Consider the following 22,782-nt stretch of genomic DNA (forward strand, 5'->3'; position numbering starts at 1 on the left):
GGATTCAGCGCCTTCATCGGGTATAATTCCGGCATGGATTTCGCCGCCGAACTGACCGCTTTCGACCTGCCGCCCGCGCTCGCGCAGCAGGTTCAGCGGTGGGTCGCGCAGGCGGCCGACGTGGCCCGCCTGGAAGCCGAGCTCAAGCTGAGCAAGCTCAAGATCGAGGCCCTGGTCCACGAGATCGCCACCCTCAAGCGCCTGCGCTTTGGCGCGCGCAGCGAGACGCTGCCGGCGGGCATGAAGGACTTGTTCGACGAGACGCTCGCGGCCGATCTGGCCGCGTGCGAAGCCCGGCTCGAGGCGCTGCGCGACGCCGCGGCATCCGAAGCCGAAGCGTCTCCGAAGGCCCCGCCCGAGCGCCCCCGCGCCGGCCGCCCGCCGTTGCCGGCACACCTCGAGCGCATCGAACACCGCCACGAGCCCGAATCCTGCAGCTGCGCCGCGTGCGGGCAGGATCTGGTCAAGATCGGCGAGGACGTCTCCGAGCAGCTCGACATCATCCCGGCCAAGTTCTTCGTGCATCGCCACATCCGTCCGCAGTACGCCTGCCGGCACTGCGAGACGGTCTCGACCGCCCCCGTGCCGGCGGCGGTCATCGACGGCGGCCTGGCCGCGCCGGGGCTGCTGGCGTGGGTGACGGTGAGCAAGTTCGTCGATCATCTGCCGCTGTACCGGCTCGAACAGATTGCCCGGCGCAGCGAGGTGGCGCTACCGCGCTCGACACAGTCCGAGTGGATCGGGCGTATCGGGGTGGCGCTGTCGCCCCTCTACGCTCGACTGGTCGAGCATCTGTTGGCGGGTACGGTGCTGCATGCGGACGAAACCCCCGTCGAGCAACTCGATCCGGGGCGCGGCAAGACGAAGCGGGCGTATCTGTGGGCCTACCGCAGCAATACGCTCGGCGCCGACCCGCCCATCATCCTCTTCGATTACCAGCCCGGGCGCGGCGGGCAATATCCCCAGGCCTTCCTGAAAGGCTGGAAGGGCATGCTCATGGTCGATGACTACGCGGGGTACAAGGCGCTGCTGGGGGGCGACATCGGCGAGTTGGCCTGCATGGCCCATGCAAGACGCAAGTACTTCGAACTGCATCAGGCCAACAAGAGCCCGGTGGCGGCCGAGGCGTTGCGGCGCATCGGCGAATTGTATGCGCTCGAAGAGCAGGCGCGCGACGTCTCGATCGAGGCGCGCGCCGAACTGCGCGCGCAGTACGCCCGCCCGCGTCTGGAGGCGATGTACCTGTGGCTCGTGCAGACCCGCAAGACCGTGGCCGATGGCGCGGCGCTGGCGCGCGCCATCGACTACAGCTTGAAGCGCTGGCCGGCGCTCGCGCGTTACGCGAGCCGTGGCGACTGGCCGATCGACAATAATCCAATCGAGAACGCCATCCGCCCGATCGCTCTGGGCAAGAAAAATTGGATGTTTGCGGGTTCCGAAGCCGCCGGCAAGCGGGCCGCGGTGATTCAGTCGCTGCTCGCCACCGCACGCGCCAATGGCTTCGAGCCCCTGGCGTGGCTCTCCGACACCCTCGAGAAGCTGCCGGCCTGGCCCAACAGCCGCATCGACGAATTGCTGCCGATCAGAAAGAAAGAGTCTGCGCAAGCGTAAGAGGGCGTGGAAGCGGCGGACGCTTACGATCATCGAGCCCTCCTTGAAAAGAGACAGAAGGGGCGAATCGCAAAGGGACGGAGAGCAAATGGGAAAGCAGTGTGCCTACGGGATGGCCGTCGGTACGCGCTCGCGTTGCGACGAGCGGTGTCCCACATGGAATTTGCCTATCAAGAAATAAGATTAGTCAGGCGTCCGTGCTTGTCAAGCGTCGGACATGGCAAATGCAATCACTCGCGGCGATCACGCTACGTCGTTCCCGATGGGGTCTTCTGGGCGAACGGCACAACGTTCGGATTCGCGGGCGGAACCGGATTGATCCAGCGCTCGGGATGCTTGATCACCACCGCAGCGAGCTTTCCAGCCGGTTTCGCGCCCCGCCCGAGCACCGTGTAGTGGAGCACGTTGGCATTCCCCGAGCCGACAACGTGCCACCTCGCCTTGATGACGTGCCGCTGGATGCCGGTTCCCACTTTGTCGCCGCTTGGCGCGTGCGGCGGACCGGTGCCGTCATCGCCATACAGCGCGGCAAATTCGCGGAATGTCCGCGGCGAGACCAATGCCATCCCTTCGGGCACGAAGTGCACGGGCGCGCCTGCCTCGTTGTATGGAATCGAGCCGTCGGCCAGGCCTTGTTGCAGCCATGTCATAAAGCGCAGCGCGGCGTCGCTTGGACCGAGACCTTCGCTGCCCATCCTGTTCGGTTGCGCGGTATCGGCGGATCGCGTTGGCTCACGCACGAATGGGGTGACGGGGCCGCTCATCGGCGAGGGTATCCGGGGTAATGTTTTCGGATTCGGGTCATCCTGTGCAGTCACTGAGTCGTCATCGGAGAGGAATCCGTCCTTGTCTTCCTCCTCTGTCGCGGCGGGATCCGGCACAGCAGGGCGCCGTTGCGGCGCCTGAGTGACCGTCGTGTCTGACAGTCTGGAGGCGGCGTGCGGCGGCCGGGGCGCGGGAATGTCCTGACCCTGGCATTTCTTGCCGGGTCGTGGCCGCGCTTCCTCAGTATCGCGCGCGAGAGCCTCTCCCTGCCCCGCGTCCGTGCCCTCACCCGCCTCTCGCCTGTCACGCGCGTTGCGCGGCGGTTTCACGACCATCGTTCCCTCGAACGCAGCCGGGTACGCGTCGGGGCTGCCGAAAAGCTTGTCGAGCGGAAACCTGAGCATGGCGAGTTCGTGCGCGTAGCCGCCACCGCGCACCTCCACGTACCAGACGGCCTGCCCGGTGTCCGGATTGCGCTCGAGCACGCCATAGTCCTGCCAGGTGTCGAACAGGCGGTCGTTCTTGCTCGCGCCCGGAAGGCTCTCGCCGCCGCCGGGTTCCACACGCGCGATCTCCTCGCGCACCGCGTCGGCCAAGCGCTTGGCCACGAACCAGATTGCGCCATCGGCGACCCAGCCTGCGGCACCATCCCGATTGAGTGGCAATCCTCCTTGGCGCAGCAGCCGGCGCATCGCGGCCATCAGCTGCTCGATCAGCGGGACGGTTGTCGCAGCGCTGAACTGACTGCGCGGCCCTTGCTGCAGATTGCTGGCTGCTGAGCGCCGATCGGCCAGGCGCACGATCTCGGTCAACACACTCGTTGCGTCATCGCCCGACCATACCGCCTGCAGCTCGAGCATGACCGACGGCTCGCGCGCCAGGAAGGCGAGCGCCGTGGCCGGCACGATGCGCGGCGCCAGGACCAGCGGCAGGCGGCGGTGCGCTCCGTAGTCGCGCTCCGCCTTCGGTGCGAAGCGGACCTCGTACTCGGCTGCGCCAGCGGCCACCATGTCCCCCGCCATCGGCAACCACGGGCGCAACGGTCCGTCCGCGCGTTCCGCGAGCACGACTCGCAGATCGGTCATCGGCTTGCCGATGTCGTGGAGCAGCGCGGCGAAGATGACCGCATAGGTCCAGTGATCCCGCTGCCGGTCGACTACTTCGGCAGCGCCCCCACGCGGAAGCAGATAACCATTGCGGATCGCAATCGCGGCGTGCACCACCTCCACGGTGTGGGCCGCGAGTCCACCGACATGGGCGTGGTGATGCGCCTCGCTCGCCGGCAGGAGCTGCACGTACCGCAGGGTCTGCCCGATCGCGGGCGCGAAGTCCCGCTCCCAGACGGCCTGGCTCAGCTTCGATTCGCGGTGGATCTGTTGCAACGCACCGGCGAGGTTGCAGACCTGGATCAGTGTGGAGGCGTCGAGGACCTGAAGCCATCCCGGGCGGCTGGCCGCGAGCGCCCGCGCGTCACCGGCCGTCGCGGTCGGTGACCCGGCCGCATCCGGGGCGGCCGGGCACGACGCGCGACGGCCGCTCCTGTCGTGATAACTGGCCCAGATTAACCAGACGGCCAGCACTGCCGCAACGAGCAAGAATCCGGCAGCCAGCATGGCCATGGGTCACCCCCGGCGCTCACGCATCTGTGCGGCACAGAACTGGGTCAGCAGCCCGATCTGGAGCACTTCCCGTCGCGGGTAGGGGTGTTCGGACTCCCAGACCTCGACGGTCGCGCCCCGGCAAAAGGCGCTGAAGGATTCCACGAGGGGCTCCCACTTCTCGCCGCCGCGCTTCGCACGGAAGCGGCAGAACGGTAGCGCCGACAGGTCCGCGGCCAGCCGCGCCGGGTCGACCGGCTCGAGGATTTCCACGTAGCGGGCCAGGAGATCTCGCACAGCGAGAACGGGATCGTCCTCCGGGTAGAGGTAGGCCTCGAGTCCGTCGAATTGCGCAAGCCAACGGAGTACGACACCGCGCCAACCCGGCTCTCCGAGGCCCTCGAGGAAATGGCCGATCGTGATGACCGCCTGGGTTCGGGCGTCCTCCTGATGCGGCGGAATCGGTGGTGGCGGCATTTCGTTCATCAGCGTTCCATCTCCAGAATGCTGTCCGTTGCCTTGTTGTTTGCCTTCGCTGTGATCCCTTAAGCGGCCGGCCGTGCGACAGCCGTATGCGTACTTTCGTCGCATGCCAGCATTCGCCATCCGTGCAACATGCCCGCCTGCAGCGGCCAATCGAATAGGGTGCGGGAGGTTTTCCTTTTCGTCATCGGTAAAGTCTCGGAAGATTCCGCGACTTTACGCTTGACATGCCGCAGGGATCGTGATCACCCCTTTTCCGCCTTTGCAGCCGCGTGCACCGGCACGCTGCCGCACCCCTAACCGGTCGGCATTTGCCGCAGGCACCCCGTGCCCGTCAATCCTTCGCCCAGACCGGATTCAAGGGCTGGGCGCCCTTTCGGATTGGGCCGGTAACCCGTTGCTGCGGACCGCCGCCGGGCTGCCGCCTTTTGGCGCCGTTTCCGTGACTATCATTTTTGCCCTATCCACGCAAGCATAAAGCCGAAAAATCTTTCTCGATTTGACGAATGCGCCGCGCGGCCGCGCTCGCCACACTTTGCACCGTGACTGGCCGCTGACCGGAGCCTGCATCCCCGACGGCGCCTCAGCGGCGGAGATGCCTTTTTCAATCACGGAGCAGTTCGATGGATCGCGTTACCGCAATCACTCTTCTTCTGCTTGCCACCCCCGTGTCGGCCACGCATCCGGACCCGACGCACCCGGATCCGGTCCGCCTCGCGCGTTACACGACTGCGCCGGCGACGCCGGACCCCGCCATGACGGATCCAATGGCGGTCGTGGCCACCGTCCATTTTCCCCGCGAGCACGTGCGCACGGTGCGCGATGCGGTTGCCTTCCTGCTCCTTCGCACGGGCTTTCGGCTCGAATCGACAGATTTGGCGGCGAGTGCGCTACTCGACATGCCCCTGCCGGAGTCCCATCGCGATCTTGGCCCCTATCCCGCCCGGGCGATCCTCGAGGTCCTGGTCGGCCCGCCTTATCGCGTGCAGATCTCCCTGGTCGATCGCACGCTCTCCATTGGTCTCACGGATGAAGGCAGCAACGCCGAGCGGGTCGCCGCCGTTCGGCCGCCGCTCGCACCGCAGGCCGCAGCGCTGGAGCCGCTGAAGTGACCGCCCCTTCGGCACAGGCCGAAAGCGAATCGACGGCGCGCATCACGCCACGGCTCGCGAGGATTGCCCGCAACCAGCGCCCGGTGATCCTGGCCCTCATCGCTGCCCTGGTCCTCGCCGGCGGCGCCTTTCTGTTCGTCGCGTCTGAGCAACCAGCGGCGCCCGCCCCGTTGCCGCAAGCTCAACCCCTCGAAGCGATCGGGCAGCACACATCCCCCATTCCGGAGTTCGACGCGCCGGCCCCCGCCGATCCGATCGGCTCGCCTCGCCTGGATCAGCTCGACGAGCGGGTCGACGCATTGTCTCGTACCGTGGAGTCGATCGACGGGCAATTCTCGGAGATCAACAACCGTCTGGTCTCGCTCCACCAGGTGAGCGACGAGCTTCGCGTGCGCCTCGAGGCTCTGGCTCAGCGGCGCGAACCCGCCTCCGTTCCGGCGCGCCGCGTGGCGCCGACCAGAACCGGAGCCGTCACGAAAACCAGGATCCCGGCAGTAGTTTCGGTCGATACCTGGGGCGGTCAGCCGTCCGTGGCGATCCGGGACGTCAAAGGCGACCTCGCCTTTTACCGTGAGGGCGATACCGTCGGTGTGGCACGGATCCAGCGCATCGACGCACAGGCGCGCCAGGTTCACCTGCGCCTTCCCGACGGCACCGTCACGGCCGTCGGCGTACGGCACTGAGGGCATGTCGTGAGAAAAGTCCTTCCCGCCTTCGCCCTGCTGATCGTGCTGACAAACGTCGGCGCCGTGGAAACAGGGGAAACCCGAATCGACACTGTCGGCCGCAGCGCCACGGACCCTGGCCGATCCGAACGCGCCCCTATGGAAGTGTCACGGACCGATGTCCTGGAGGCCGGCTACTGGGGAATCACCCTCGAAGAATTGCACCGCGCCCGGCATCTGATGCGCGGCCCGCGCGGCGCCTTCAGCGACCCCCGCATCAGTCCGATCGAGGTGCTCGGCATCCACGCGCGATCCGACACCGAGCGCGACCGCTACGCCGCGCTGTTCGCGAAGCTCCTGCACGAGGACACCGACCGCGTGCTGGCGTGGCAGCGGGCTGGCGACACCGCCATGCGCCGACTCTATCCAACCGACAAGGCGGTCGACTTTTCTTTCGGTCGTCCTGCGGGCGGGGGAAAAACACTGCCCAACTGGTTCTTTTCACCGGGGGGTTCGGCGCAATGACGCCCAATGCCACCCGCCGCGCCTTCCTGGTGCAGGCCTCCGCAGCGTTGGCGCTGCTCGCCGTACCGTCGCGCTCCCACGCCCGGGCGCAGGTGCGCAAGACGCCGCCCGCATATCCGCCAATCCCGCCGGCCTATCGCCACGTCGCCGAATCGCTCGCGCTTCCCGCCGCGATCCTGTACGGCGTCGCGATCCAGGAGTCGGTGATGCGCTGGGGAACCGTCTCTTTGCCTTGGCCCTGGACCCTCAATGTGCGCGCCGTCCCACGCCGCTACGGCGCCTATGAGACGGCGGTTGCCGACCTGGAGCGAATCCTGGCGCAGGGCGTGCGCAACGTGGACTGCGGAACCATGCAGGTCAACTGGCGCTACCACGCCGACAAGCTCCGTACCCCCGCGCTCGCGCTGGAGCCCTGGCACAACCTGAAGGTGGCCGGTTTCATTCTCCTCGAGTGCCGTGCGACCACCCCGAGCTGGTTCGACGCCGTCGGCGCCTATCACAGCCCCGGCGACGCCGAACGGGCTGCCCCCTACGCCCGATCAGTGTTTCGCCATATCGGCAGGATCCGCGATGCCTGAACGCGCGCCCTCCTCCCTACTGAAGGCTTTTGTGCTCGCCGTGCCCCCCGCGGCGCGTCACCGCAGCGCCTACGATTCCCCTCCCGCCGCAATGGCGGTTTCGGCACAACCGTGGCCACTCTCCCACCGGGCCTCCTCCCTGCCCACCCTCCCGGCCACGGTTGTGCCTACCTTTTCGAGGGGCTGGAAGTGAGCCGCGGAGCGATCGAGGCCTGGCTCCGACCGCCAATCGAGATCTGGAGCGCAGCGGCTTCGGCAGGGTGCGGGCTGATCGCGCTGGTGGCCCCCTGGGCGCTGATGATGCCGGCCGAACTGGGACTCGCGACCGCCTCCCTCGCCTTCGGCTTCGCCGGCTTTCGCGGGAATCAGGCCTGGCGGGTCTGGCGTTATCAGTACGGGCTGACGCGCTACAAGGTCACCGCCGTAGCACCCCACCGGCTTCCCCGCATCCCCGGCAAGCTCTACCTGGGCGAAGGCTTCGCCTGGGGACAGCAGCATACGCAGCGGCGCATGGATGCGACGCGTCCGCACGCCCAGGCGTATCTGGTGGAGGGCCCGTTCATCCGCTCGACGCGGGCGGCGCTCCGGGCCCTGCGCTCCACGCCCCTGAAGCCCCTCGCCGCAGCGCTCATGCTGCCACGCTGGTGGAACCCGCTCTCCGAGCCGCCGGACCTCGGCGGCACGCCGGTCCTGCACGGCGTGGAGCCGAAGGAGGTCCCTGTCACGCTCGGGCAGAAACACCGCCCCGGCCACCTCCTCGTCCTCGGTACGACCCGCGTCGGCAAGACGCGCGGCATGGAGCTCCTAGCCACTCAGGACATCCGCGACGGCAAGGTTGTGATCGTCATCGACCCGAAAGGCGACGCGGACCTCATGCTGCGTGTCCATGCCGAGGCGGCACGGGCCGGCCGCCTGGACCAGCTCTATCTCTTCCACCTCGGCTACCCGGACATCTCCGCCCGCTACAACGGCATTGGCAATTTCGCCCGTATCACCGAGGTCGCGAACCGCACCACCAATCCGCTCCCGTCCAGTGGAAACTCCGCCGCATTCAAGGAGTTCGCCTGGCGTTTCACGAACCTCGTCGCCCAGGCGCAGGTGGCCCTGGGACAGGTCCCGACCTACGACCTGCTGCTGCGCGATATCACCGACATCGAACCGCTCTTCCTGCGCTACGCCACGCACGTGCTCCAGACCCAGGGCCCCGGCAACTGGGAAGTGCTGGTCGAACAGGTACAGGCCCGTATCGAGAAGCGGCAGCTCAGCGTGCCGCGCACCCTGCAGGACCGCAGCGAGCGCCTCATCGCCTTGGTGCATGTACTGAAGGACCTGCAACTTCCCGACGCCGTCCTGCAGGGGCTGGCCACTGCGGTGCGCTACGAGCGGAGCTTCTTCGAGAAGATCGTCGCCTCCCTGGGGCCGTTCCTCGAGAAGCTCACCACCGGCCCCGTTGGCAAGCTCATCTCCCCGGACTACTTCGACCCGACCGACACCCGGCCGATCTTCGACTGGATGCAGGTCATTCGCCAGGACGGCATCGTGTACGTGGGTCTCGACGCCCTCTCCGATGCCACGGTCGCCGCAGCCGTCGGCAATTCCATGCTCGCCGACCTCGTCAGTGTCGGGGGCAAGCTCTACAAGACCGGCCTCAATCCGCATCACCCGACGGGCAAGATCGTCCTGCCTGAGGTGGCCTGCCACTTCGACGAGGTGAACGAGATCGCCGGTCCCGAGTTCGTGCCGATGGTGAACAAGCTGGGCGGCTCCGGCTTCAGCATCACCGCCTACACGCAGACCATCCCGGACATCGAGGCCCGGCTCGGCGACGCCGCCAAGGCGCGCCAGGTGCTGGGCAACTTCAACAACCTGGTCATGCTGCGGGTCAAGGACCCCGGCACGGCCGAGTTCTTCTGTAATCAGCTGCCCGACGTCGACGTCCAGCACCTTATGGTAGTGACTGGGGTCAGCGACACGGACGGCTCAACCGAGACCGATTTCACCTCCCGGAACGAAGACCGTCTCACCACCCTGCGCGAGCCGATGGTGTCGCCCGCCGACATCATGGCCCTGCCCCAAGGCCAGGCCTTCGCGCTCCTGGAAGGCAACCGCCTCTTCAAGCTTCGCTTCCCGCTCCCCGATCCCGCCAACGACCGCTTCATCCCCGCTTCACTGCAGGAGATCGCCGTCCAGATGCGCGCCAAGTACCGGACGTCCGAGCACTGGGCAGGCCAGACGGACTGGCTGAAGGACATGCCGGTCGGACTGGTCACGCCGCTCGGCTTTGTTGACGAGCCTGCCGACGAGCCCGGAGGGGAGGCCAAATGATCTCCGCAGCAAACCCGGCCACTCAGCGTCCGCCGCCCCGGGCCTCTACCGCGCCCGGCGCCGCCCACTCGCGCGGCCCGCTCGGAGCGCTTGCGGGCCTCGTGCTCGGACTGGTGTTTGCGACTTTCAGCTCCTGGGTCTTCGGGACGGCGCTGATGATCGTCGGGGACTACAGCTTCTGGAAGGAGCGCGGCCTCGATCGCGCCCGGGCCGCGGTCGACGAGGATCTCGGTTATATCCGCGGCTTCCCGCGTTCGCTGATGGTCGAGGACACGGTCGGCTTCGCCGCCGGCCTTGCCGAGCGCATGACGCGCCCCTACACGTGGCTGGGTGCTCCTGCCTTCATCGCACGCGCCCAGGCCGTGGAGCCGGACAGCGCGACCAATCGCCACGCCCGCATCGCGGTACAGGCGATCAAGGAAGGCGGGCGCTGGATGGAGATCTCACTCCACGTGGCGCGGGACACGGCGATACGCCTTGCCGTCGCCTTTTATGCCTTGCCCGCATTCGTCATGGCGGTCTGCATCGGCCTCATCGACGGCCTGGTGCGGCGTGACCTGCGCAAGTGGTCGGGGGGCAGGGAATCCTCCTATGTCTACCACCACGCGAAACGCTTCACCTGGTGGTTCCTGACCGCCGGTTTCACCGCCTATCTCGCCTGGCCCTTCGGGGGCTTCAACCCGGCCTACCTTGTCCTCGTTTTCGCGCTCCTGGTCGCAGCGTCGGTCTCGACCACGGCCTCCACCTTCAAGAAGTATCTCTGAAGGAGTCACCATGCACCCATCCTTCCGATTGCTGCCGTTCGCGCTCGCCATCGCCGCCTTCGCGCCATTCTCCGTCGCCTACGCCGACGACGATCGCGAGCGCGAGAACCTCGCCCGCCTCGAGCACGAACTCGCCCTCCTCACCCGTGAGGTCCGTGCCGCCCGGGGCGACGCGCCAACCCGCGCCCGGATCCACTTTCAGTACGAGGACCTCGCCCGCGATCTGGAAATGATCCGCGCCGGCATCGCCGATCACCTCAGCGCGCCCCGCCAGCCTCGCCCGGTCGAGCCGCTGAAGGGCGACTACCGCCGTTGATCTTGTCATGTCCCTGTCATCCGAACAGGCAGCCGCCTTCGCGCAGGCCGCGGGCTTGTCGGCCGGCGACATCGCGGAGGTCCTGGCGCTGCTCGTGGGGGCCGTCGTCGTCCTCTGGGCCGCCGATATGATGCGCCGCCTCGGCATGGAGGCCATCGACAACCCCAAGCGGCTGCCCCAGATGACGTTCTACAAGCTGCGGGTCCTGATCATCGTCTTGCTGCTGATCTACTTCCTCACCTAGATCGACGGCCAAACCGGCAGGCGGGCCGCGGGTCTGTCGGCGATTTCCAGGCGCGGCGTATCAACCTCCGGAGTACGACACGATGAACCCTTTCCCCTCCCAGGCGACCGCCGTCCCGGCGGTACCACTCACACATCCCTTCGCAGCCCCGGCGAAGCCGACTCACCGGTTCCTCGCCCGCGCTTCGGCCCTCACGGTCGGCATTCTCGCCTTCGCCCTCATGTCCGATCCCGCCCTCGCCGAGCTCCCCACCGCGGTGACGGCCGACGGGGCCGCGTCCGGCGACTACATCGAGATTCTCAAGCAGTACTTCAAGCTCGGCCTCCTTGCACTGGGCCTGATCATCGCCGTGATCGCATTCCTCAACGTCGGGGGCGGCTTGCTCGCCATGTTCAACAGCTTCCGAACAGGGCGAGCGGAACTGGGCGATTTGGGCATGTTCGCCGTCCTCGGTGTCGTGATCCTCGTTCTTGTCATGTACCTGCTCAACGAAGCGGCCGTCATCATCACCTAAACCCCCACCATGGAACCGTCCAGTCCTCTGGCCCAGCCTGACGCGACCTTTGGCGCGCACGGCGCGCCGCTGCCCGATCGCGTGAACGCCGAGCCCGCCATCATCCGGGGTCTCTCGTCCACCGAGTCAGTGTGGGTCATCGGACTGGCGTTTCTCCTCTGGTTTCCGGTCAGCGGCGTCCTGGGCTTCGCCTTCAGGAGCCTGCCGATGGCGGTGTTCGTCATCGTGACCGGCCCGCTCGCCACCGCGTGGCTCGTCTCGGGACAGATGGCCACGGTCAAACGCAATCGGCCCGACTACTACTACATCCACCTGGCGCTGCACAGGTTCGCATCGATGCACCTCATCCGCTCCCCCTTCGTCACACACTCGGGCGCATGGGACATCGGCCGCACGCTTCCTCCAGTGCAGGACCGCAAGGCCCGCCGGCGGCCGCTTCTTTGATCTGGAGCAATGGCCATGTCTGGACTCACCGCCGCCCTCGCCAACCGTGACGCGACGATCCGCCGTCAGGCGTGGTTCATCGCAGCGCTGATGGTGTTGCTGCTGATCGCCTTGGTCAGTTGGCGCACCACTGCCACCGATATCATCGCCCACGTACCGCCCGATCTCTCCCGCGGAGCCACCCTGCAACTGGGCCGCGTGACTGAGGTACCTCACCCTAACGTCTATGGATTCGGGTTCTACATCTGGCAGCAGGTCAACCGCTGGGCCAAGGACGGCTCGAAGGACTATGGCGCGCAGATCTTCGCCCTGCAGCACTACCTCACCCCCTCCTGCCGCGAGCAACTACTCCAGGACTTGCAGATCAAGGCGGGCGACGCCGAGCTCATTCAGCGCACGCGCGCCCTGATGGAGATCCCGGGCTACGGGTACAGCGCCAATCGCGTCTCCAACCACGGCAACGGCGGCTGGACGGTGCTCATTGACGCCCAGCTCATCGAGACGTCCCGGGCCATGCCGGTCAAGGACGCCTTCGTCCGCTACCCCCTCCACGTCGTGCGCTACGACGTCGACCGCGAGAAAAACCCCTGGGGCCTGGCACTCAACTGTTTTGGGGGCCGCCATCCGGAGCGGATCGACCCGCACGCCCTGGAAGTGCCGGCTGAGCCGCTACCGCACCCCGCCGCCTCGCTGCCCCCCACCCTCAAGGCGCCGGACTTGCCGCCCGCGCCGCAAGCGCCCGCCCTGCCCCAGAAGCCTGCCGCTGCGCGTGCGGGCGAATCCAAGGAGTGATCGATGTCCGCCGCATCCCGTCTCTTGATCGCCGGCGCGTGTGTGCCCCTCGTCGCGCCTGCGATGGCCGAGCAAGTCGTTCAGCCACCAGGTCTCGCGACGCCGAGGCCGCTTACCGCACCGGTCGACACCGGCGTGCCGGCCCCTTCGAGCGTGGGAGCGGAATCCTTCGGCCTGGGCGCGCTGCCGCAAGGGCGGATGGTTCTACCGCAAGCGGTCAGCACACCGCCCGCGGCGCCGCTCCCGGCCACTGTTCCAGCCCCCGCTCAAACAGACGCCGCGGCATCCAAGAAGCAAGATTCCGTGCCGCCGCCCGAGACGGAGGAAGCGCCATTGAAACCCGCCCCCCGTGCCCGCAAGGCCTCGTCTCATGACAACGGTGGCACGCAGCACGCGCTCTTCGAGCGCCTCCCGGTTCACGTCCTGCTCGCCCCCGACGCGGAGCGTCTGGTGCATTTCCCCTTCGTGGCCTTGATGGACCTGCCACCCGGGCTCGAAGGGCTCCTCGAGGTTCAGATCATCGAGGACACGGCCTATCTCACCGCCAACGCCCCCTTCCCGCGGGCCCGGGTGCATGTGCAGGCAATCGACGGCACCGCCAAGATCCCGCTCGACATCGAGGCGGCGGAAGGGGTAGCGGTGGCCCCCATGCTCCAGGTGCATCTTCCCAGCGGCGACGATGCGGACGATGTCGCATCCACCGGGTCGCGGGAGGCGCCGACCGTCGACATGATCGAGCTCACCCGCTACGCGGCCAAGACGCTCTACGCCCCAAGCCGCCTGGTGCCCGTCCTGCCGGGCGTGCAGCAAGAGCCCGTGGACCGCAAGACGGTGCCCGGGCTTTACCGCGGGGCCGAGGTTGAGACTGCGCCGTTGGGCGCCTGGTCGAGCGGGTCGCTCCATGTGACGGCGGTGCGCTTCACCAACCGCTCGGACCGTCCTCTGGAGCTCGACATTGAGCAGTTGCGCGGCCGCTGGATCGCCGCCACCCCGCAGCACTGGCGGCTGCTGCCGCGCGGCTCCGAGGCGGACACCACGGCCGTGTACCTGATCTCGGACCGCCCCTTCGCGGCCGTTCCGCTCTGGCGCTAGGACGTCATCATGCATGTCAGCCAGAACAAGCTGGTGCCCGTCCTCACGGCCGTTGCCCTGACGGTGACGGGCTACATCCTCTACAAACAGAGCGAGCATCCGGGCGTCGAGCCGGGCGCGCCGATGACGGAGGTGCCTCTGCCTCCCACGCAGAAAGGGGCCGATGCCGATACACCCCAGGAGACCCTCAAGACCGTCGTGGCGGGCTACAGCGAACTCAACGATCGCGTGGCGGCGCTGGTGGATGAGAACCGGCGCCTGCTCGAGGAGAACACGCGCAAGCAGCGCACCGAGGACCGGATCCGTGAGCAACTCCGCAAGGAGCTTCGGACCGAGATGACGGCCGAGATTGAGGCCCTGAACCGCCGCCAGGCGCCCACAGCAGATACCGGCGGACTCCTCGAATCGGCGCTCGGCCCCGGTAACCTCCCCCGTGGTTTCGGTTTCGACAGCGGCTCGAAGGCTGGCAATACCGGCGGGACGGTCGCGGCGGCGCCCACCCGCGTGCTGCCGCTGGGTTACGAGATGGGCAAGGGAGCGGACGGCAAGGAGGGCGTCGTTCGCAAGCTGGCACTGGCAGACACCACGGCCACGGCCGCCAGGCGCACTCGGACCGCGCCCTCCTCCCAGGCACGCAAGACGGTTCCCGCCGCTATCCCCTTCTTCACCATCCCCGAGAACGCGACGCTCACCGGTGTCGCCAACATGACGGCGATCGTCGGCCGGGTGCCGGTGGACGGGAAGGTAACCGATCCCATGCAGTTCAAGCTGCTCCTGGGCCCGGAGAACCTGGCCGCAAACGGTCACTACCTGCCGCGAAACCTCACGGGCGTGGTCGTCTCCGGCATCGCCATCGGCGACATGACCCTTTCCTGCGCCGAGGGTCTCATCCAGTCGCTCACCTTCGTGTTCAATGACGGGAGCATCGAGACGGTGAGCCGCCGCAATAACGGCACCACCCCTCTGTTCGGCGCCACCGATAGCTCAAGCGGCCACATGCCGTCGCTCGCTGCGGCGCCGAAGCTCGGATGGATCTCCGACCGATACGGCAACCCCTGCATTCCGGGACGATTCGTCACGAACGCGCCCGCTCATCTCACCGATGCGATCGGGCTGCGGAGCCTGGCGATCGCGGGCCAGGCCGCGGCGGCTGCGCAAACCACCCAGACGGGCAACGTGTTCGGGACAACGACGAGCCGCGTCACCGGCGACACGGGAACCTACATCCTGGGCCAGATGATGGGCGGCGCCACCGACGAAGTGACGAGCTGGATCATGCGGCGGCTGACCAACTCCTTCGACGCCGTGGTCGTTCCCGCCGGCGGGGAGGTCGTGGTGCACATCGACACTGAGATCCCGATCGACAAATCCCCCGAAGCCCGCCGGCTCGACTACGGGCGCCTGGACACCGGCTCCGCGCGACTTTCCCAACTCAGAGGCACCTACCATGGACTCGACTGACCCGACCTGCCGAATCGTCTTGCCGCTCCTGGCTGCCATTACCGTCACAGCATGCAGCGTCGCCGGGCCGCGCTCCTCGCCCCTGCCCGCGGAGGGGCCGACCATGGAGCAGATCTACCGGGATCGCACCGGCGAAGCCGACCGTAACCGCGCACGGGAAGCGCTGCCGCTGCGCCCGGCGGAGGAGATCCGCCCCGGGCCCGTGCGCGAGTCGGCCCTGCAGCAGATCGAGCAGCGCTTCGCGCGGCTCGAGAACCCGGATCTCATCATGGTTGTCTTCCCGCACCTCGCCCACGGCAAGTATCCGGTGCCCGCGTATGTGACCGCCTTCCCCATGTACGAGTCGGTGGAGTACCTGCTCCCCGGAGAGGGCGACGGCCCGCCCCGTCCAGAGACGCCCAGCGTGCCTTCGGCACTGGGCGGGAGCGAAACGACCGTCCGTGCCCCGGGCGGCAATTAGGGGGAGACGGCGCATGTTCGGCTTCACCCGCATGCTGGGCTTTGGCCCGAGCCACGACGATCCAACGAGCACGGGTGCGTCCCGGTCCGGCGAGCCCATCGTGCCCCGCCAGCCCTTCCGGATCCGCGACCGGCGCCGCTTCGCGGCGCGTCCGCCCAGCATCACCGATCAGTTGCCCTGGGTGGACTACGAGCCGGAGACGAACACCTTCCTCTTGGAGGATGGTGTCTCCCGCGCCCTCCTCTTCGAGCTCGAGCCCATTGCCACCGAGGCCAGCACCGACCAGTACCTGCAGGCGCGCTGCGTCGAGATCCAGTCAGCGCTGCAGGCGCTGCCGGAATACGACGAGGCGCCCTGGGTGGTGCAGTTCTTCTGCAACGACGACACGGATCTCTCCTGGCAGATCGAGCGCCTTCGGGATTACATCCTCTCGGTGCATGAGAAAGCCCCGGAACGCGCCCGCGCCATCCTGGAGAGCGACTTCACCCGGCATTTTTTCGGCGAGATGGCCGAACACTTGGCCCAGGTGTCGCGACCGGAAGGGCTCTTCACCGACGAAGGCGTATCGGGCAACCGCTGGCGCGGCCAACTGCGGCGGGTGCGCTGCGCGATCTATCGCCGCTTTCCCGAGGGCTTTGACTTCTCGCGGGAAGTCCTCGACCCCGTCGAGAAGCTCCAGCAGACGGCCCGGGGCCTGATCGCCGGGCTCGGCCAGACGGGCGTCAAGGCCCGGCCCATGAACGCCGCGGACTTCTACGCGTGGCTGCTGCCCTTTTTCAATCCCAAGCCGGACTTCGCGGCCACGGCCGGGGAGTTGCTGCGCCTGTGCACCTACCCCACCGAGGATGTGGCAGCGGAGGGGCTGGACCTCGCGGAACTCCTCTTCCTCTCCCCGCCGCGCTCGGATCACAAGGCCGGGCTGTGGTTCTTCGACGGGCGCCCGGTGCGCGCCCTGGCGCTCCAGTCCGTATCGAAGAGGCCGGAGATCGGTCATTTCACCGCGGAACGCGAGCACGCCGGCAAGCACTTCGCACGCTTCGAGCGGCTCCCCGACGGAACCATGCTCTCCGCGACCATGGTGATCTACCCGCAGGACACCATGCGCCGGCGGGTCGAGGGCATCAAGAGCGCTTCACGCGCCAACACGATCGACGCGATCCACACCCATGACGAGGCCGTCCAGGTCCTCGACCACATGCGCGCCGACAAGCTCTACCCCTTGTACCTCGTGCTCTTCGTGCGAGGCGAGGACGTAAAGCAGCTGGGCCGCCAGGTGGCCGATCTCACCGCCGTGCTGCACACCTCGGGCCTCAAGCTGATCCAGCCCACCGACGAGTTGCAGGGCTGCGACGTCTTTCTGCGCGCGCTCCCGATGTGCTTCGACCCTGCCTATGACGGGAAGCAGCTCCGCCGCAGCCGGTTGATCTTCGCCTCCCAGATCGCCGCCTTGCTGCCCCTCTACGGCCGTGCCCGCGGGACCGGGCATCCGGGCTTCTGGCTGTGGAACCGGGGCGGTGAGCCCTTCCTCTTTGATCCGCTGAACCCCCGCGATCGCAACAAGAATGCCCACTTGCTCACGCTGGGCCCGACGGGAGCCGGCAAGTCGGCCACCCTCTGCTACCTCGCGATGCTGGTGATGGCCATCTACCGCCCGCGGCTTTTCATCGTCGATGCGGGAAATTCCTTCGGCTTGCTGGGCGAGCACCTGCGCGCCCACGGCCTCACTGTCCATCGGGTGGAGCTCACCCCCGACGCGGACCTGTCGCTGCCGCCCTTCGTCATGGCGCCTCGGCTCTTCGAACAGGAGGAAGAGAAGGCGCTGGCGCGCGCCATGGAATCGCCCGAGCTCGAAGCGCTTCCATCTGACAACTCGGAGCCACCACGGAAGGTGAAGGATGACGACGATGAAGAAGGCGCCGATCCCGGCAAACGGGATGTCCTGGGCGAAATGATCATCGCGGCCACCCTGATGATCACCGGAGGCGAGGAAGGCGAGATGCGCAAGATGAGCCGTGCCGACCGCTACCTGATCGCGCGCGCCATCCTGACCGCGGCGCACCGTGCACGCGATGAGGGAAAGCCCCATCCACGGGCCCAGGACGTGGCCCAGACGCTCATGGCCATGCGCAACGACGAGAGCCTCGGGCTCGCCCGCCGCGATCGCGCCGAGGAGATGGGCCAGGCGATGATGGTCTTCTGCGACGGTCTGCGCGGGCGTCTCTTCGACCGCTATGGCATGAATTGGCCGGACGTCGACGTGACCATCGTCGAGATGGGCACCCTGGCCCACGAGGGCTACGAGGACGCCCTTGCCGTCGCCTACACCTCGCTCGTGAACCACGTCCAGGCCCTGGCGGAAGCCACCCAGCACGACCATCGACCCATCGTGAATCTGACCGACGAGGGCCACATCGTGACGATCAACGAGCTCCTCAACGTCTATGTCGTCAAGATCACGAAGATGTGGCGCAAGCTCGGCGCGTGGTTCTGGCTGGGAACGCAGAACATGAAGGACTTTCCGGAGAGCGCCTCACGCATGTTGAACATGTGCGAGCACTGGATGCTGCTCACGATGGACCGGGACGAGATCGAGCAGGTCGGCCGCTTCCGCACCCTCACCGCTGAACAGCGCGCCCTGATGGAATCGGCGCGCAAGGAGCCGCCGAAGTACACCGAGGGCGTCATCCTGAATCCGAAGATGCAGGCCCTCTTCCGCAACGTTCCGCCGCCCCTCGCCATCGCGCTGGCAATGACGGAGAAGCACGAGAAGGCGCAGCGACAGGACATCATGACCGCCACCGGGTGCACGGAGCTCGAGGCAGCCTATGCGATCGCCCGCGAGCTTGCGGCAAAGAGGGCCGCGTGATGGACATCCTTCCTCACACGTGCAGCGAGTTTCCCTTTGCGGTCCGGCTCGACCGCGTGGTGGCCGAGGCCCGGCCGCATCACCGGTTGCTCTTCCTGGAGCATCTCCCGGACGACACGTTCATGCCCTGGGCTCGCGCGCGGGCGCTCGCCGAGCCCGAGAATGTGGCCCACCTCCATTTCTATGCCGATGGCCGAGGCCTCGTTACGGGCGTCGTCGCCGGCTATGACGTGGAAGGCGACGGCCTGGACGACGCCCTGCGTACGGTCCTCACCGGCCGCACCCTCGTCCTCGTCGCCGGCGCCGATACCGCGTTCAGGCGGCTCGGCGCGCCGTTCCTCGCGTGGCTCGACTGGGCCGCAGCCCATCTCCCCCTGACCGTTGCCTGCACCGGCCACGCCGGGCGCTTCCTCCCGGGGCTGCGCCAACACGCTGTGGTCGTCTCTCAGTTCTCCGACGCCCCGGTCGGCGACACGAGTGCCGGCCGCGCCGGCAATGCCGTCCAAACACCCCGCCAGGACTCGTAACCATGCGCGCCACGTCCCTCGCCCTACTCCTCGCTTTCGGCGCGGCGACCACGTCCGCGGAAGCCGTGGAGATCCCGAGCTCGGGATCCAGCCTCTATTACCGTCTCGGCGGCGGCGACCCCGCGTCACGGGCGCCGAACCCCTCCGGGGTGCCGTACAAGCTGGGGCTCTCCGGCGTGGCAAGGATGCACTACGCCTGCGGTGCGTACGACTTCGAGGTGTCGTTCCAGAACCTCATGAACCAGTTCGCCCACCTCGGCACCCAGGTGACCCATGCGGTCCAGGCCGGCATCGCCGCCCTGCCGCTGTATCTGTTCCAGCGCGCCTCACCCGGGCTGTACGAGCTGTTCCAGACCTACGCAAAGAAGGCCGAGGTGGCCATCCAGATCGCCACCAAGACCTGCGAGGAAATGGAGGCCCAGGTCAAGGCCGGAGAGGATCCCTATGAAGATTTCATCCGCGTGGCGCGCGGCGAGGCTTGGAAGAAAGAGGCCGCCGGCGGGAAGGATGTGGTGCAGGCGAAGGAGAACGTGGGGGCAAAGAACGGAAACGATGGTGTGACCTGGGTGGGTGGCGTGAAAGCGGGCGGCGTTGGTCAGAAGGCGATCAAGATCGTCTACGACACAGTTTTCGGCGGGTTCAACGTCACCATGGGCCAACCGCCGACTGCATCGGCCCCGGCCTATTCAGCAGTAAAGCTGACTGAAACTTTCTCAACCCCGGACGTGGCGGCCACCTATGCAACCGATGTGCTCGGCGATCTTGAGATCTTTACCTGTACCGATGACTCGTGCCCTCCGCATCAGTCGAAGATGGGTCTCGGCCTCGTTCAGAAGTTCGAACTCGAGATTCCGGATGCTCAATCGGAAGTTGAGATCTTGCTCGCCACGCAGGTGCCACGAGGAAACGACCTGAAGGCCGCGTCGGCCCCCGGTCTTCTAATCACCCGCGAGGTGATCGACGCGATTCGAGAATTGCCTTCCATCGAACGCCACATTGCTAAGGAACGCTTGGCCCAAGACGTCGCCTTGGCACGAACGGTCGACAAGGCCTTGACGATCCGCAATTTACTTCTTACCGGCCGCATGATGCCCGAGGTCTATAAGACCGCGAACCAGCAGCTCGAAGCGAAGCTCGCCGAACTGAACCGCCATATCGACGACGTGCTGTACGAGTCCAACGTCCGCAAGCGGGTCATCTCGGAGACCGCCGGAACGCTGCTCGACAGCTACCACGCGTTGCGCGCGGCATCGGCCGCAAACTCGGTTCAGCAGCCCGTCGACAAGCGTCCCCTCATCGACGGCCGGGTGAAGAAGTGACCGTTCATCCGCTGCACCCATCGGCCCGGCGCCCGCGGCGTTTCCTTCGGACGGCCGTGATTACCGCCCTCGTCGTCCTGTCGCTGATTGTCTGCATGGTGCTCGCTCTCGTCCTTTTCGGACAGCAGGATGCCTTGTTGGCAGCGCATCACCGGATCCGGGCAGCCACGCCGTGGCTGGCGCTGTTCCAGTTGGCGGCAATCGCCGCCCTGTGGCTTGCCTGGCCATGGCTGGTGGACCGGCTTCGTACGCGCTGGCCGGAGGACGCCCGTGCCGCTTTGCTCGCCGCCCGCCACCGCATCTGCATCGGGCTCCTGCTAGTCGAACTCGTGGTCGTGCTCGGCCTCCCCTTCAACCTTCTCTGACGAGGAGTACTCAAGCGATGGGCGTCGACAGCTACCTCGAGCTCTTCACCACGATGTACGGCTGGGCCTTCGCCGGTGTGATCCGCGACATCCTGGTGGAGACGGGCCTCATCTTCCTGCCGTTCCTCATCGTGCTCATCGACACCTGGCTCCACGCGCACCAGATGAACGTCGGCGAAGGGGCGGATGCGGCGTGGATGGTCCGGAAGATGGAGGTGGAGTTCTGGAGCGCCGTCTTCGTGCTCGCCTTCTGTTTCACCCCGGTCGGGACCAGCCTTCAGAACGTCAATCTCTACTACACTCCGCCTGCCACAGCGGTGAGCACGGCGCCCTTGAAAGCCACCGGATCAGTCTCGGACAGCACCTTCGACGAGGCTTTCGAAGGGGTGCCGCAGCAGATCGCCTTGCCTCCGTGGTGGTTCACGGTGATGAGCCTGTCTGCGGGGTTCAACGATGCCGTGCGCGGCGGCATCTCGGGCGGTCTGAGCGGCTTGCGGCAAGTGGAGGAGCTGGCAAGAACCGCCGCGGTTGAGGATCCTGCACTGCGCGCCGAGACGCAGCGCTTCTACAACGAGTGCTACCTGCCCGCACGCTCCCGGTATCTCCCCAACGAGCTCTCGCCAGCGGCAGAAACAGCTCTGGCCGCCTACGGTGCAGCCGATCCGGACTGGATCGGCAGCCACGTGCTCCAGGCCGATCCCAAGCTGTACCCGGCGTTGCACGCCCGGTCCGGCGTGGCCGGTTTTCCCCTGGACATCGGCGATGGCGACGCCGACCTGGACGAGAACACGGTGGTCCCGGACCACGGACGGCCGACGTGCCTCGAATGGTGGCAGGACGGCACCAACGGACTGCGCGCCCGGCTTGCCCAAAGCATCGGAATGGTTGGCGCACTGGACGATACCCTGCCCCAGCAAGTCGCAGCCCTTTTCAGCTCCGTATCGGCCGAAGTCCGGCAGGACGGCCTCGCCCGCCTCGCCATGGGTCGCTCGGGCCCCGTGATCGCACCGGAAACCATGCTTCCCGACAGCCGGCCCTGGTATCAGGCACTGATGAGCGCCGTGCCCGACGTCGCCGGCATGGCAGGGATGGTGAACAAGGCAATCCACACCCAGGCGTCCCGCTTCCCGATCATCCAGTTCGCCACCATGGCCCAGCCCCTCATCCTGATGGCGATCTACATGTTCCTGCCGCTGATCCTCGTCTTCGGGCGCTACAGCCTGTCGATCATGTTCCTTGGCGCGCTGGCGATCTTCACAGTCAAGATGTGGGCCGTCATGTGGTTCATCGCCGCCTGGCTCGACGAGCATTTGTGGGTGGCCATGTACCCCTCCGCCGAGACGTTGTTCCACAACATCCTGCACCTCGAGTTCGATGCCGCCCTCAAGCGCAGCACGCTCAATACCTTGCTGATCGGTCTGTATGTGGGTCTTCCTTTGGTATGGAGCGGAATGATGGCTTGGGCCAGCCTTCACGTCGTGCACGGAATTGATTCGATGAAAACCAGTGCCATCAACGCTGGCATGGCCGCCGGACAGACAGGCACGTTCGCTCTGTCAGGCCGCCTAGGCCAATTTGGCCGAGCACTCAGCGCCGCTCGGCAGGCGCAACAGTGGGGACCACTACGATGATCACATGGTCAGTAATGGAGGATTGGAGCCCCAGAATACGCTCCGACCCGCTGCCCGTCGCGGCCCACGGCGATGGGCTCGCGCCCGTGCTCTGTGTACCCGGCATTACTGAAATCCCCGTTCTCGGCCGCACCGGCCCCGGAGTCGAACGGCGCAATGTCATTCCGCCCGAATACGCCAGCACCGCGTTCGCTGCGCTTCATTTCATCACGCTCGGTCACCAAGAAGAAATCCAGCAGTCTCGCCGCCGCCCCCAGGAGCACGGCGACGCCGACGAGCGCCGCGCGGCCAACACTCGCCAAGGTCTTCATGCGTGTCTCCTGTG

The 22,782-nt window shown here is 66.8% G+C and carries 23 protein-coding genes; 20 read left to right on the forward strand and 3 right to left on the reverse strand.

Annotated features, from left to right (window positions below; all coding sequences use genetic code 11):
• Nucleotides 1-33: 33 nt before the first annotated feature.
• A complete protein-coding gene (locus tag EBN1_RS01060) occupies nt 34-1,611 on the forward strand; it encodes an IS66-like element ISAzo15 family transposase (protein WP_011236060.1) in 1,578 nt (525 codons plus the stop codon).
• A 248-nt stretch (nt 1,612-1,859) separates the two neighbouring features.
• Here the strand turns inward: EBN1_RS01060 and mobH are convergent, their stop codons facing one another.
• The gene (gene mobH / locus EBN1_RS01065) at nt 1,860-3,995 is read right to left on the reverse strand and encodes a MobH family relaxase (RefSeq protein WP_011236061.1); all 2,136 of its coding nucleotides are present in this window, start codon (nt 3,993-3,995) and stop codon (nt 1,860-1,862) included.
• 3 nt (nt 3,996-3,998) lie between these two features.
• Nucleotides 3,999-4,460 (reverse strand): hypothetical protein, encoded by a 462-nt coding sequence (locus EBN1_RS01070; protein ID WP_041645451.1) that lies wholly within the window; start codon nt 4,458-4,460, stop codon nt 3,999-4,001.
• Between the two features lie 620 nt (nt 4,461-5,080).
• Between EBN1_RS01070 and pilL2 the strand changes: the two genes are divergently transcribed.
• The 19 genes from pilL2 (at nt 5,081) to EBN1_RS01165 (ending at nt 22,457) form a co-directional block, all read left to right on the forward strand.
• Nucleotides 5,081-5,569 carry a PFGI-1 class ICE element type IV pilus protein PilL2 gene (pilL2, locus tag EBN1_RS01075; protein WP_049780132.1) on the forward strand — a complete coding sequence of 163 codons (489 nt, stop codon included), beginning with the start codon at nt 5,081-5,083 and terminating at the stop codon, nt 5,567-5,569.
• Complete coding sequence (locus EBN1_RS01080) at nt 5,566-6,252, forward strand: hypothetical protein (RefSeq protein WP_011236065.1); 687 nt, start codon at nt 5,566-5,568, stop codon at nt 6,250-6,252. The genes pilL2 and EBN1_RS01080 overlap by 4 nt, the downstream gene beginning before the upstream one ends.
• A gap of 9 nt (nt 6,253-6,261) precedes the next feature.
• Nucleotides 6,262-6,759 carry a hypothetical protein gene (locus tag EBN1_RS01085; protein WP_011236066.1) on the forward strand — a complete coding sequence of 166 codons (498 nt, stop codon included), beginning with the start codon at nt 6,262-6,264 and terminating at the stop codon, nt 6,757-6,759.
• Nucleotides 6,756-7,337 (forward strand): lysozyme family protein, encoded by a 582-nt coding sequence (locus tag EBN1_RS01090; RefSeq protein WP_011236067.1) that lies wholly within the window; start codon nt 6,756-6,758, stop codon nt 7,335-7,337. Before EBN1_RS01085 ends, EBN1_RS01090 begins: the two co-directional genes overlap by 4 nt.
• 189 nt (nt 7,338-7,526) lie before the next feature.
• Nucleotides 7,527-9,662, forward strand: coding sequence for a type IV conjugative transfer system coupling protein TraD (gene traD / locus EBN1_RS01095; RefSeq protein ID WP_083782921.1), 2,136 nt, complete (start codon nt 7,527-7,529; stop codon nt 9,660-9,662).
• Complete coding sequence (locus EBN1_RS01100) at nt 9,659-10,426, forward strand: TIGR03747 family integrating conjugative element membrane protein (protein ID WP_011236069.1); 768 nt, start codon at nt 9,659-9,661, stop codon at nt 10,424-10,426. The genes traD and EBN1_RS01100 overlap by 4 nt, the downstream gene beginning before the upstream one ends.
• Nucleotides 10,427-10,436: 10 nt before the next feature.
• Nucleotides 10,437-10,742: an integrative conjugative element protein, RAQPRD family gene (locus tag EBN1_RS01105; protein WP_041645452.1), complete on the forward strand. Its 306-nt coding sequence runs from the start codon at nt 10,437-10,439 to the stop codon at nt 10,740-10,742.
• Between the two features lie 7 nt (nt 10,743-10,749).
• Nucleotides 10,750-10,986: a DUF3262 family protein gene (locus tag EBN1_RS01110; RefSeq protein ID WP_041645454.1), complete on the forward strand. Its 237-nt coding sequence runs from the start codon at nt 10,750-10,752 to the stop codon at nt 10,984-10,986.
• Between the two features lie 82 nt (nt 10,987-11,068).
• The gene (locus EBN1_RS01115) at nt 11,069-11,500 is read left to right on the forward strand and encodes a TIGR03745 family integrating conjugative element membrane protein (RefSeq protein ID WP_049780134.1); all 432 of its coding nucleotides are present in this window, start codon (nt 11,069-11,071) and stop codon (nt 11,498-11,500) included.
• A gap of 9 nt (nt 11,501-11,509) precedes the next feature.
• Nucleotides 11,510-11,944, forward strand: coding sequence for a TIGR03750 family conjugal transfer protein (locus EBN1_RS01120; RefSeq protein ID WP_049780136.1), 435 nt, complete (start codon nt 11,510-11,512; stop codon nt 11,942-11,944).
• Nucleotides 11,945-11,959: 15 nt separating this feature from the next.
• Nucleotides 11,960-12,736, forward strand: coding sequence for a PFL_4703 family integrating conjugative element protein (locus EBN1_RS01125; RefSeq protein WP_011236073.1), 777 nt, complete (start codon nt 11,960-11,962; stop codon nt 12,734-12,736).
• Between the two features lie 3 nt (nt 12,737-12,739).
• The gene (locus tag EBN1_RS01130; RefSeq protein WP_011236074.1) at nt 12,740-13,828 is read left to right on the forward strand and encodes a TIGR03749 family integrating conjugative element protein; all 1,089 of its coding nucleotides are present in this window, start codon (nt 12,740-12,742) and stop codon (nt 13,826-13,828) included.
• Between the two features lie 9 nt (nt 13,829-13,837).
• Complete coding sequence (locus tag EBN1_RS01135) at nt 13,838-15,289, forward strand: TIGR03752 family integrating conjugative element protein (protein WP_011236075.1); 1,452 nt, start codon at nt 13,838-13,840, stop codon at nt 15,287-15,289.
• On the forward strand, nt 15,276-15,749 hold the full coding sequence (locus EBN1_RS01140; RefSeq protein ID WP_011236076.1) for a TIGR03751 family conjugal transfer lipoprotein: 474 nt from the start codon (nt 15,276-15,278) through the stop codon (nt 15,747-15,749). Before EBN1_RS01135 ends, EBN1_RS01140 begins: the two co-directional genes overlap by 14 nt.
• A 13-nt stretch (nt 15,750-15,762) precedes the next feature.
• The gene (locus tag EBN1_RS01145; protein ID WP_011236077.1) at nt 15,763-18,615 is read left to right on the forward strand and encodes a conjugative transfer ATPase; all 2,853 of its coding nucleotides are present in this window, start codon (nt 15,763-15,765) and stop codon (nt 18,613-18,615) included.
• Nucleotides 18,615-19,142: a hypothetical protein gene (locus EBN1_RS01150; RefSeq protein WP_041645456.1), complete on the forward strand. Its 528-nt coding sequence runs from the start codon at nt 18,615-18,617 to the stop codon at nt 19,140-19,142. Before EBN1_RS01145 ends, EBN1_RS01150 begins: the two co-directional genes overlap by 1 nt.
• Before the next feature lie 2 nt (nt 19,143-19,144).
• On the forward strand, nt 19,145-20,461 hold the full coding sequence (locus tag EBN1_RS01155) for an integrating conjugative element protein (RefSeq protein WP_011236079.1): 1,317 nt from the start codon (nt 19,145-19,147) through the stop codon (nt 20,459-20,461).
• A gap of 56 nt (nt 20,462-20,517) precedes the next feature.
• Complete coding sequence (locus EBN1_RS01160) at nt 20,518-20,826, forward strand: hypothetical protein (protein WP_041645459.1); 309 nt, start codon at nt 20,518-20,520, stop codon at nt 20,824-20,826.
• A 17-nt stretch (nt 20,827-20,843) separates the two neighbouring features.
• Nucleotides 20,844-22,457 carry a conjugal transfer protein TraG N-terminal domain-containing protein gene (locus tag EBN1_RS01165; protein ID WP_011236080.1) on the forward strand — a complete coding sequence of 538 codons (1,614 nt, stop codon included), beginning with the start codon at nt 20,844-20,846 and terminating at the stop codon, nt 22,455-22,457.
• 8 nt (nt 22,458-22,465) lie between these two features.
• On the opposite strand, the gene EBN1_RS01170 is transcribed toward EBN1_RS01165, so the two are convergent.
• Nucleotides 22,466-22,768, reverse strand: coding sequence for a hypothetical protein (locus tag EBN1_RS01170; protein ID WP_041645461.1), 303 nt, complete (start codon nt 22,766-22,768; stop codon nt 22,466-22,468).
• Between the last annotated feature and the right edge of the window lie 14 nt (nt 22,769-22,782).

It is taken from the genome of Aromatoleum aromaticum EbN1, assembly GCF_000025965.1.
Classification (GTDB): domain Bacteria; phylum Pseudomonadota; class Gammaproteobacteria; order Burkholderiales; family Rhodocyclaceae; genus Aromatoleum; species Aromatoleum aromaticum.

Excerpts from the sequence above, each read along its gene's own strand:
- EBN1_RS01060 (WP_011236060.1), top strand. The coding sequence starts at position 34 with ATGGATTTCGCCGCCGAACTGACCGCTTTCGACCTGCCGCCCGCGCTC.
- mobH (WP_011236061.1), bottom strand. The coding sequence starts at position 3,995 with ATGGCCATGCTGGCTGCCGGATTCTTGCTCGTTGCGGCAGTGCTGGCC.
- EBN1_RS01070 (WP_041645451.1), bottom strand. The coding sequence starts at position 4,460 with ATGAACGAAATGCCGCCACCACCGATTCCGCCGCATCAGGAGGACGCC.
- pilL2 (WP_049780132.1), top strand. The coding sequence starts at position 5,081 with ATGGATCGCGTTACCGCAATCACTCTTCTTCTGCTTGCCACCCCCGTG.
- EBN1_RS01090 (WP_011236067.1), top strand. The coding sequence starts at position 6,756 with ATGACGCCCAATGCCACCCGCCGCGCCTTCCTGGTGCAGGCCTCCGCA.
- EBN1_RS01100 (WP_011236069.1), top strand. The coding sequence starts at position 9,659 with ATGATCTCCGCAGCAAACCCGGCCACTCAGCGTCCGCCGCCCCGGGCC.
- EBN1_RS01105 (WP_041645452.1), top strand. The coding sequence starts at position 10,437 with ATGCACCCATCCTTCCGATTGCTGCCGTTCGCGCTCGCCATCGCCGCC.
- EBN1_RS01110 (WP_041645454.1), top strand. The coding sequence starts at position 10,750 with ATGTCCCTGTCATCCGAACAGGCAGCCGCCTTCGCGCAGGCCGCGGGC.
- EBN1_RS01115 (WP_049780134.1), top strand. The coding sequence starts at position 11,069 with ATGAACCCTTTCCCCTCCCAGGCGACCGCCGTCCCGGCGGTACCACTC.
- EBN1_RS01120 (WP_049780136.1), top strand. The coding sequence starts at position 11,510 with ATGGAACCGTCCAGTCCTCTGGCCCAGCCTGACGCGACCTTTGGCGCG.
- EBN1_RS01125 (WP_011236073.1), top strand. The coding sequence starts at position 11,960 with ATGTCTGGACTCACCGCCGCCCTCGCCAACCGTGACGCGACGATCCGC.
- EBN1_RS01130 (WP_011236074.1), top strand. The coding sequence starts at position 12,740 with ATGTCCGCCGCATCCCGTCTCTTGATCGCCGGCGCGTGTGTGCCCCTC.
- EBN1_RS01135 (WP_011236075.1), top strand. The coding sequence starts at position 13,838 with ATGCATGTCAGCCAGAACAAGCTGGTGCCCGTCCTCACGGCCGTTGCC.
- EBN1_RS01140 (WP_011236076.1), top strand. The coding sequence starts at position 15,276 with ATGGACTCGACTGACCCGACCTGCCGAATCGTCTTGCCGCTCCTGGCT.
- EBN1_RS01145 (WP_011236077.1), top strand. The coding sequence starts at position 15,763 with ATGTTCGGCTTCACCCGCATGCTGGGCTTTGGCCCGAGCCACGACGAT.
- EBN1_RS01150 (WP_041645456.1), top strand. The coding sequence starts at position 18,615 with ATGGACATCCTTCCTCACACGTGCAGCGAGTTTCCCTTTGCGGTCCGG.
- EBN1_RS01155 (WP_011236079.1), top strand. The coding sequence starts at position 19,145 with ATGCGCGCCACGTCCCTCGCCCTACTCCTCGCTTTCGGCGCGGCGACC.
- EBN1_RS01165 (WP_011236080.1), top strand. The coding sequence starts at position 20,844 with ATGGGCGTCGACAGCTACCTCGAGCTCTTCACCACGATGTACGGCTGG.
- EBN1_RS01170 (WP_041645461.1), bottom strand. The coding sequence starts at position 22,768 with ATGAAGACCTTGGCGAGTGTTGGCCGCGCGGCGCTCGTCGGCGTCGCC.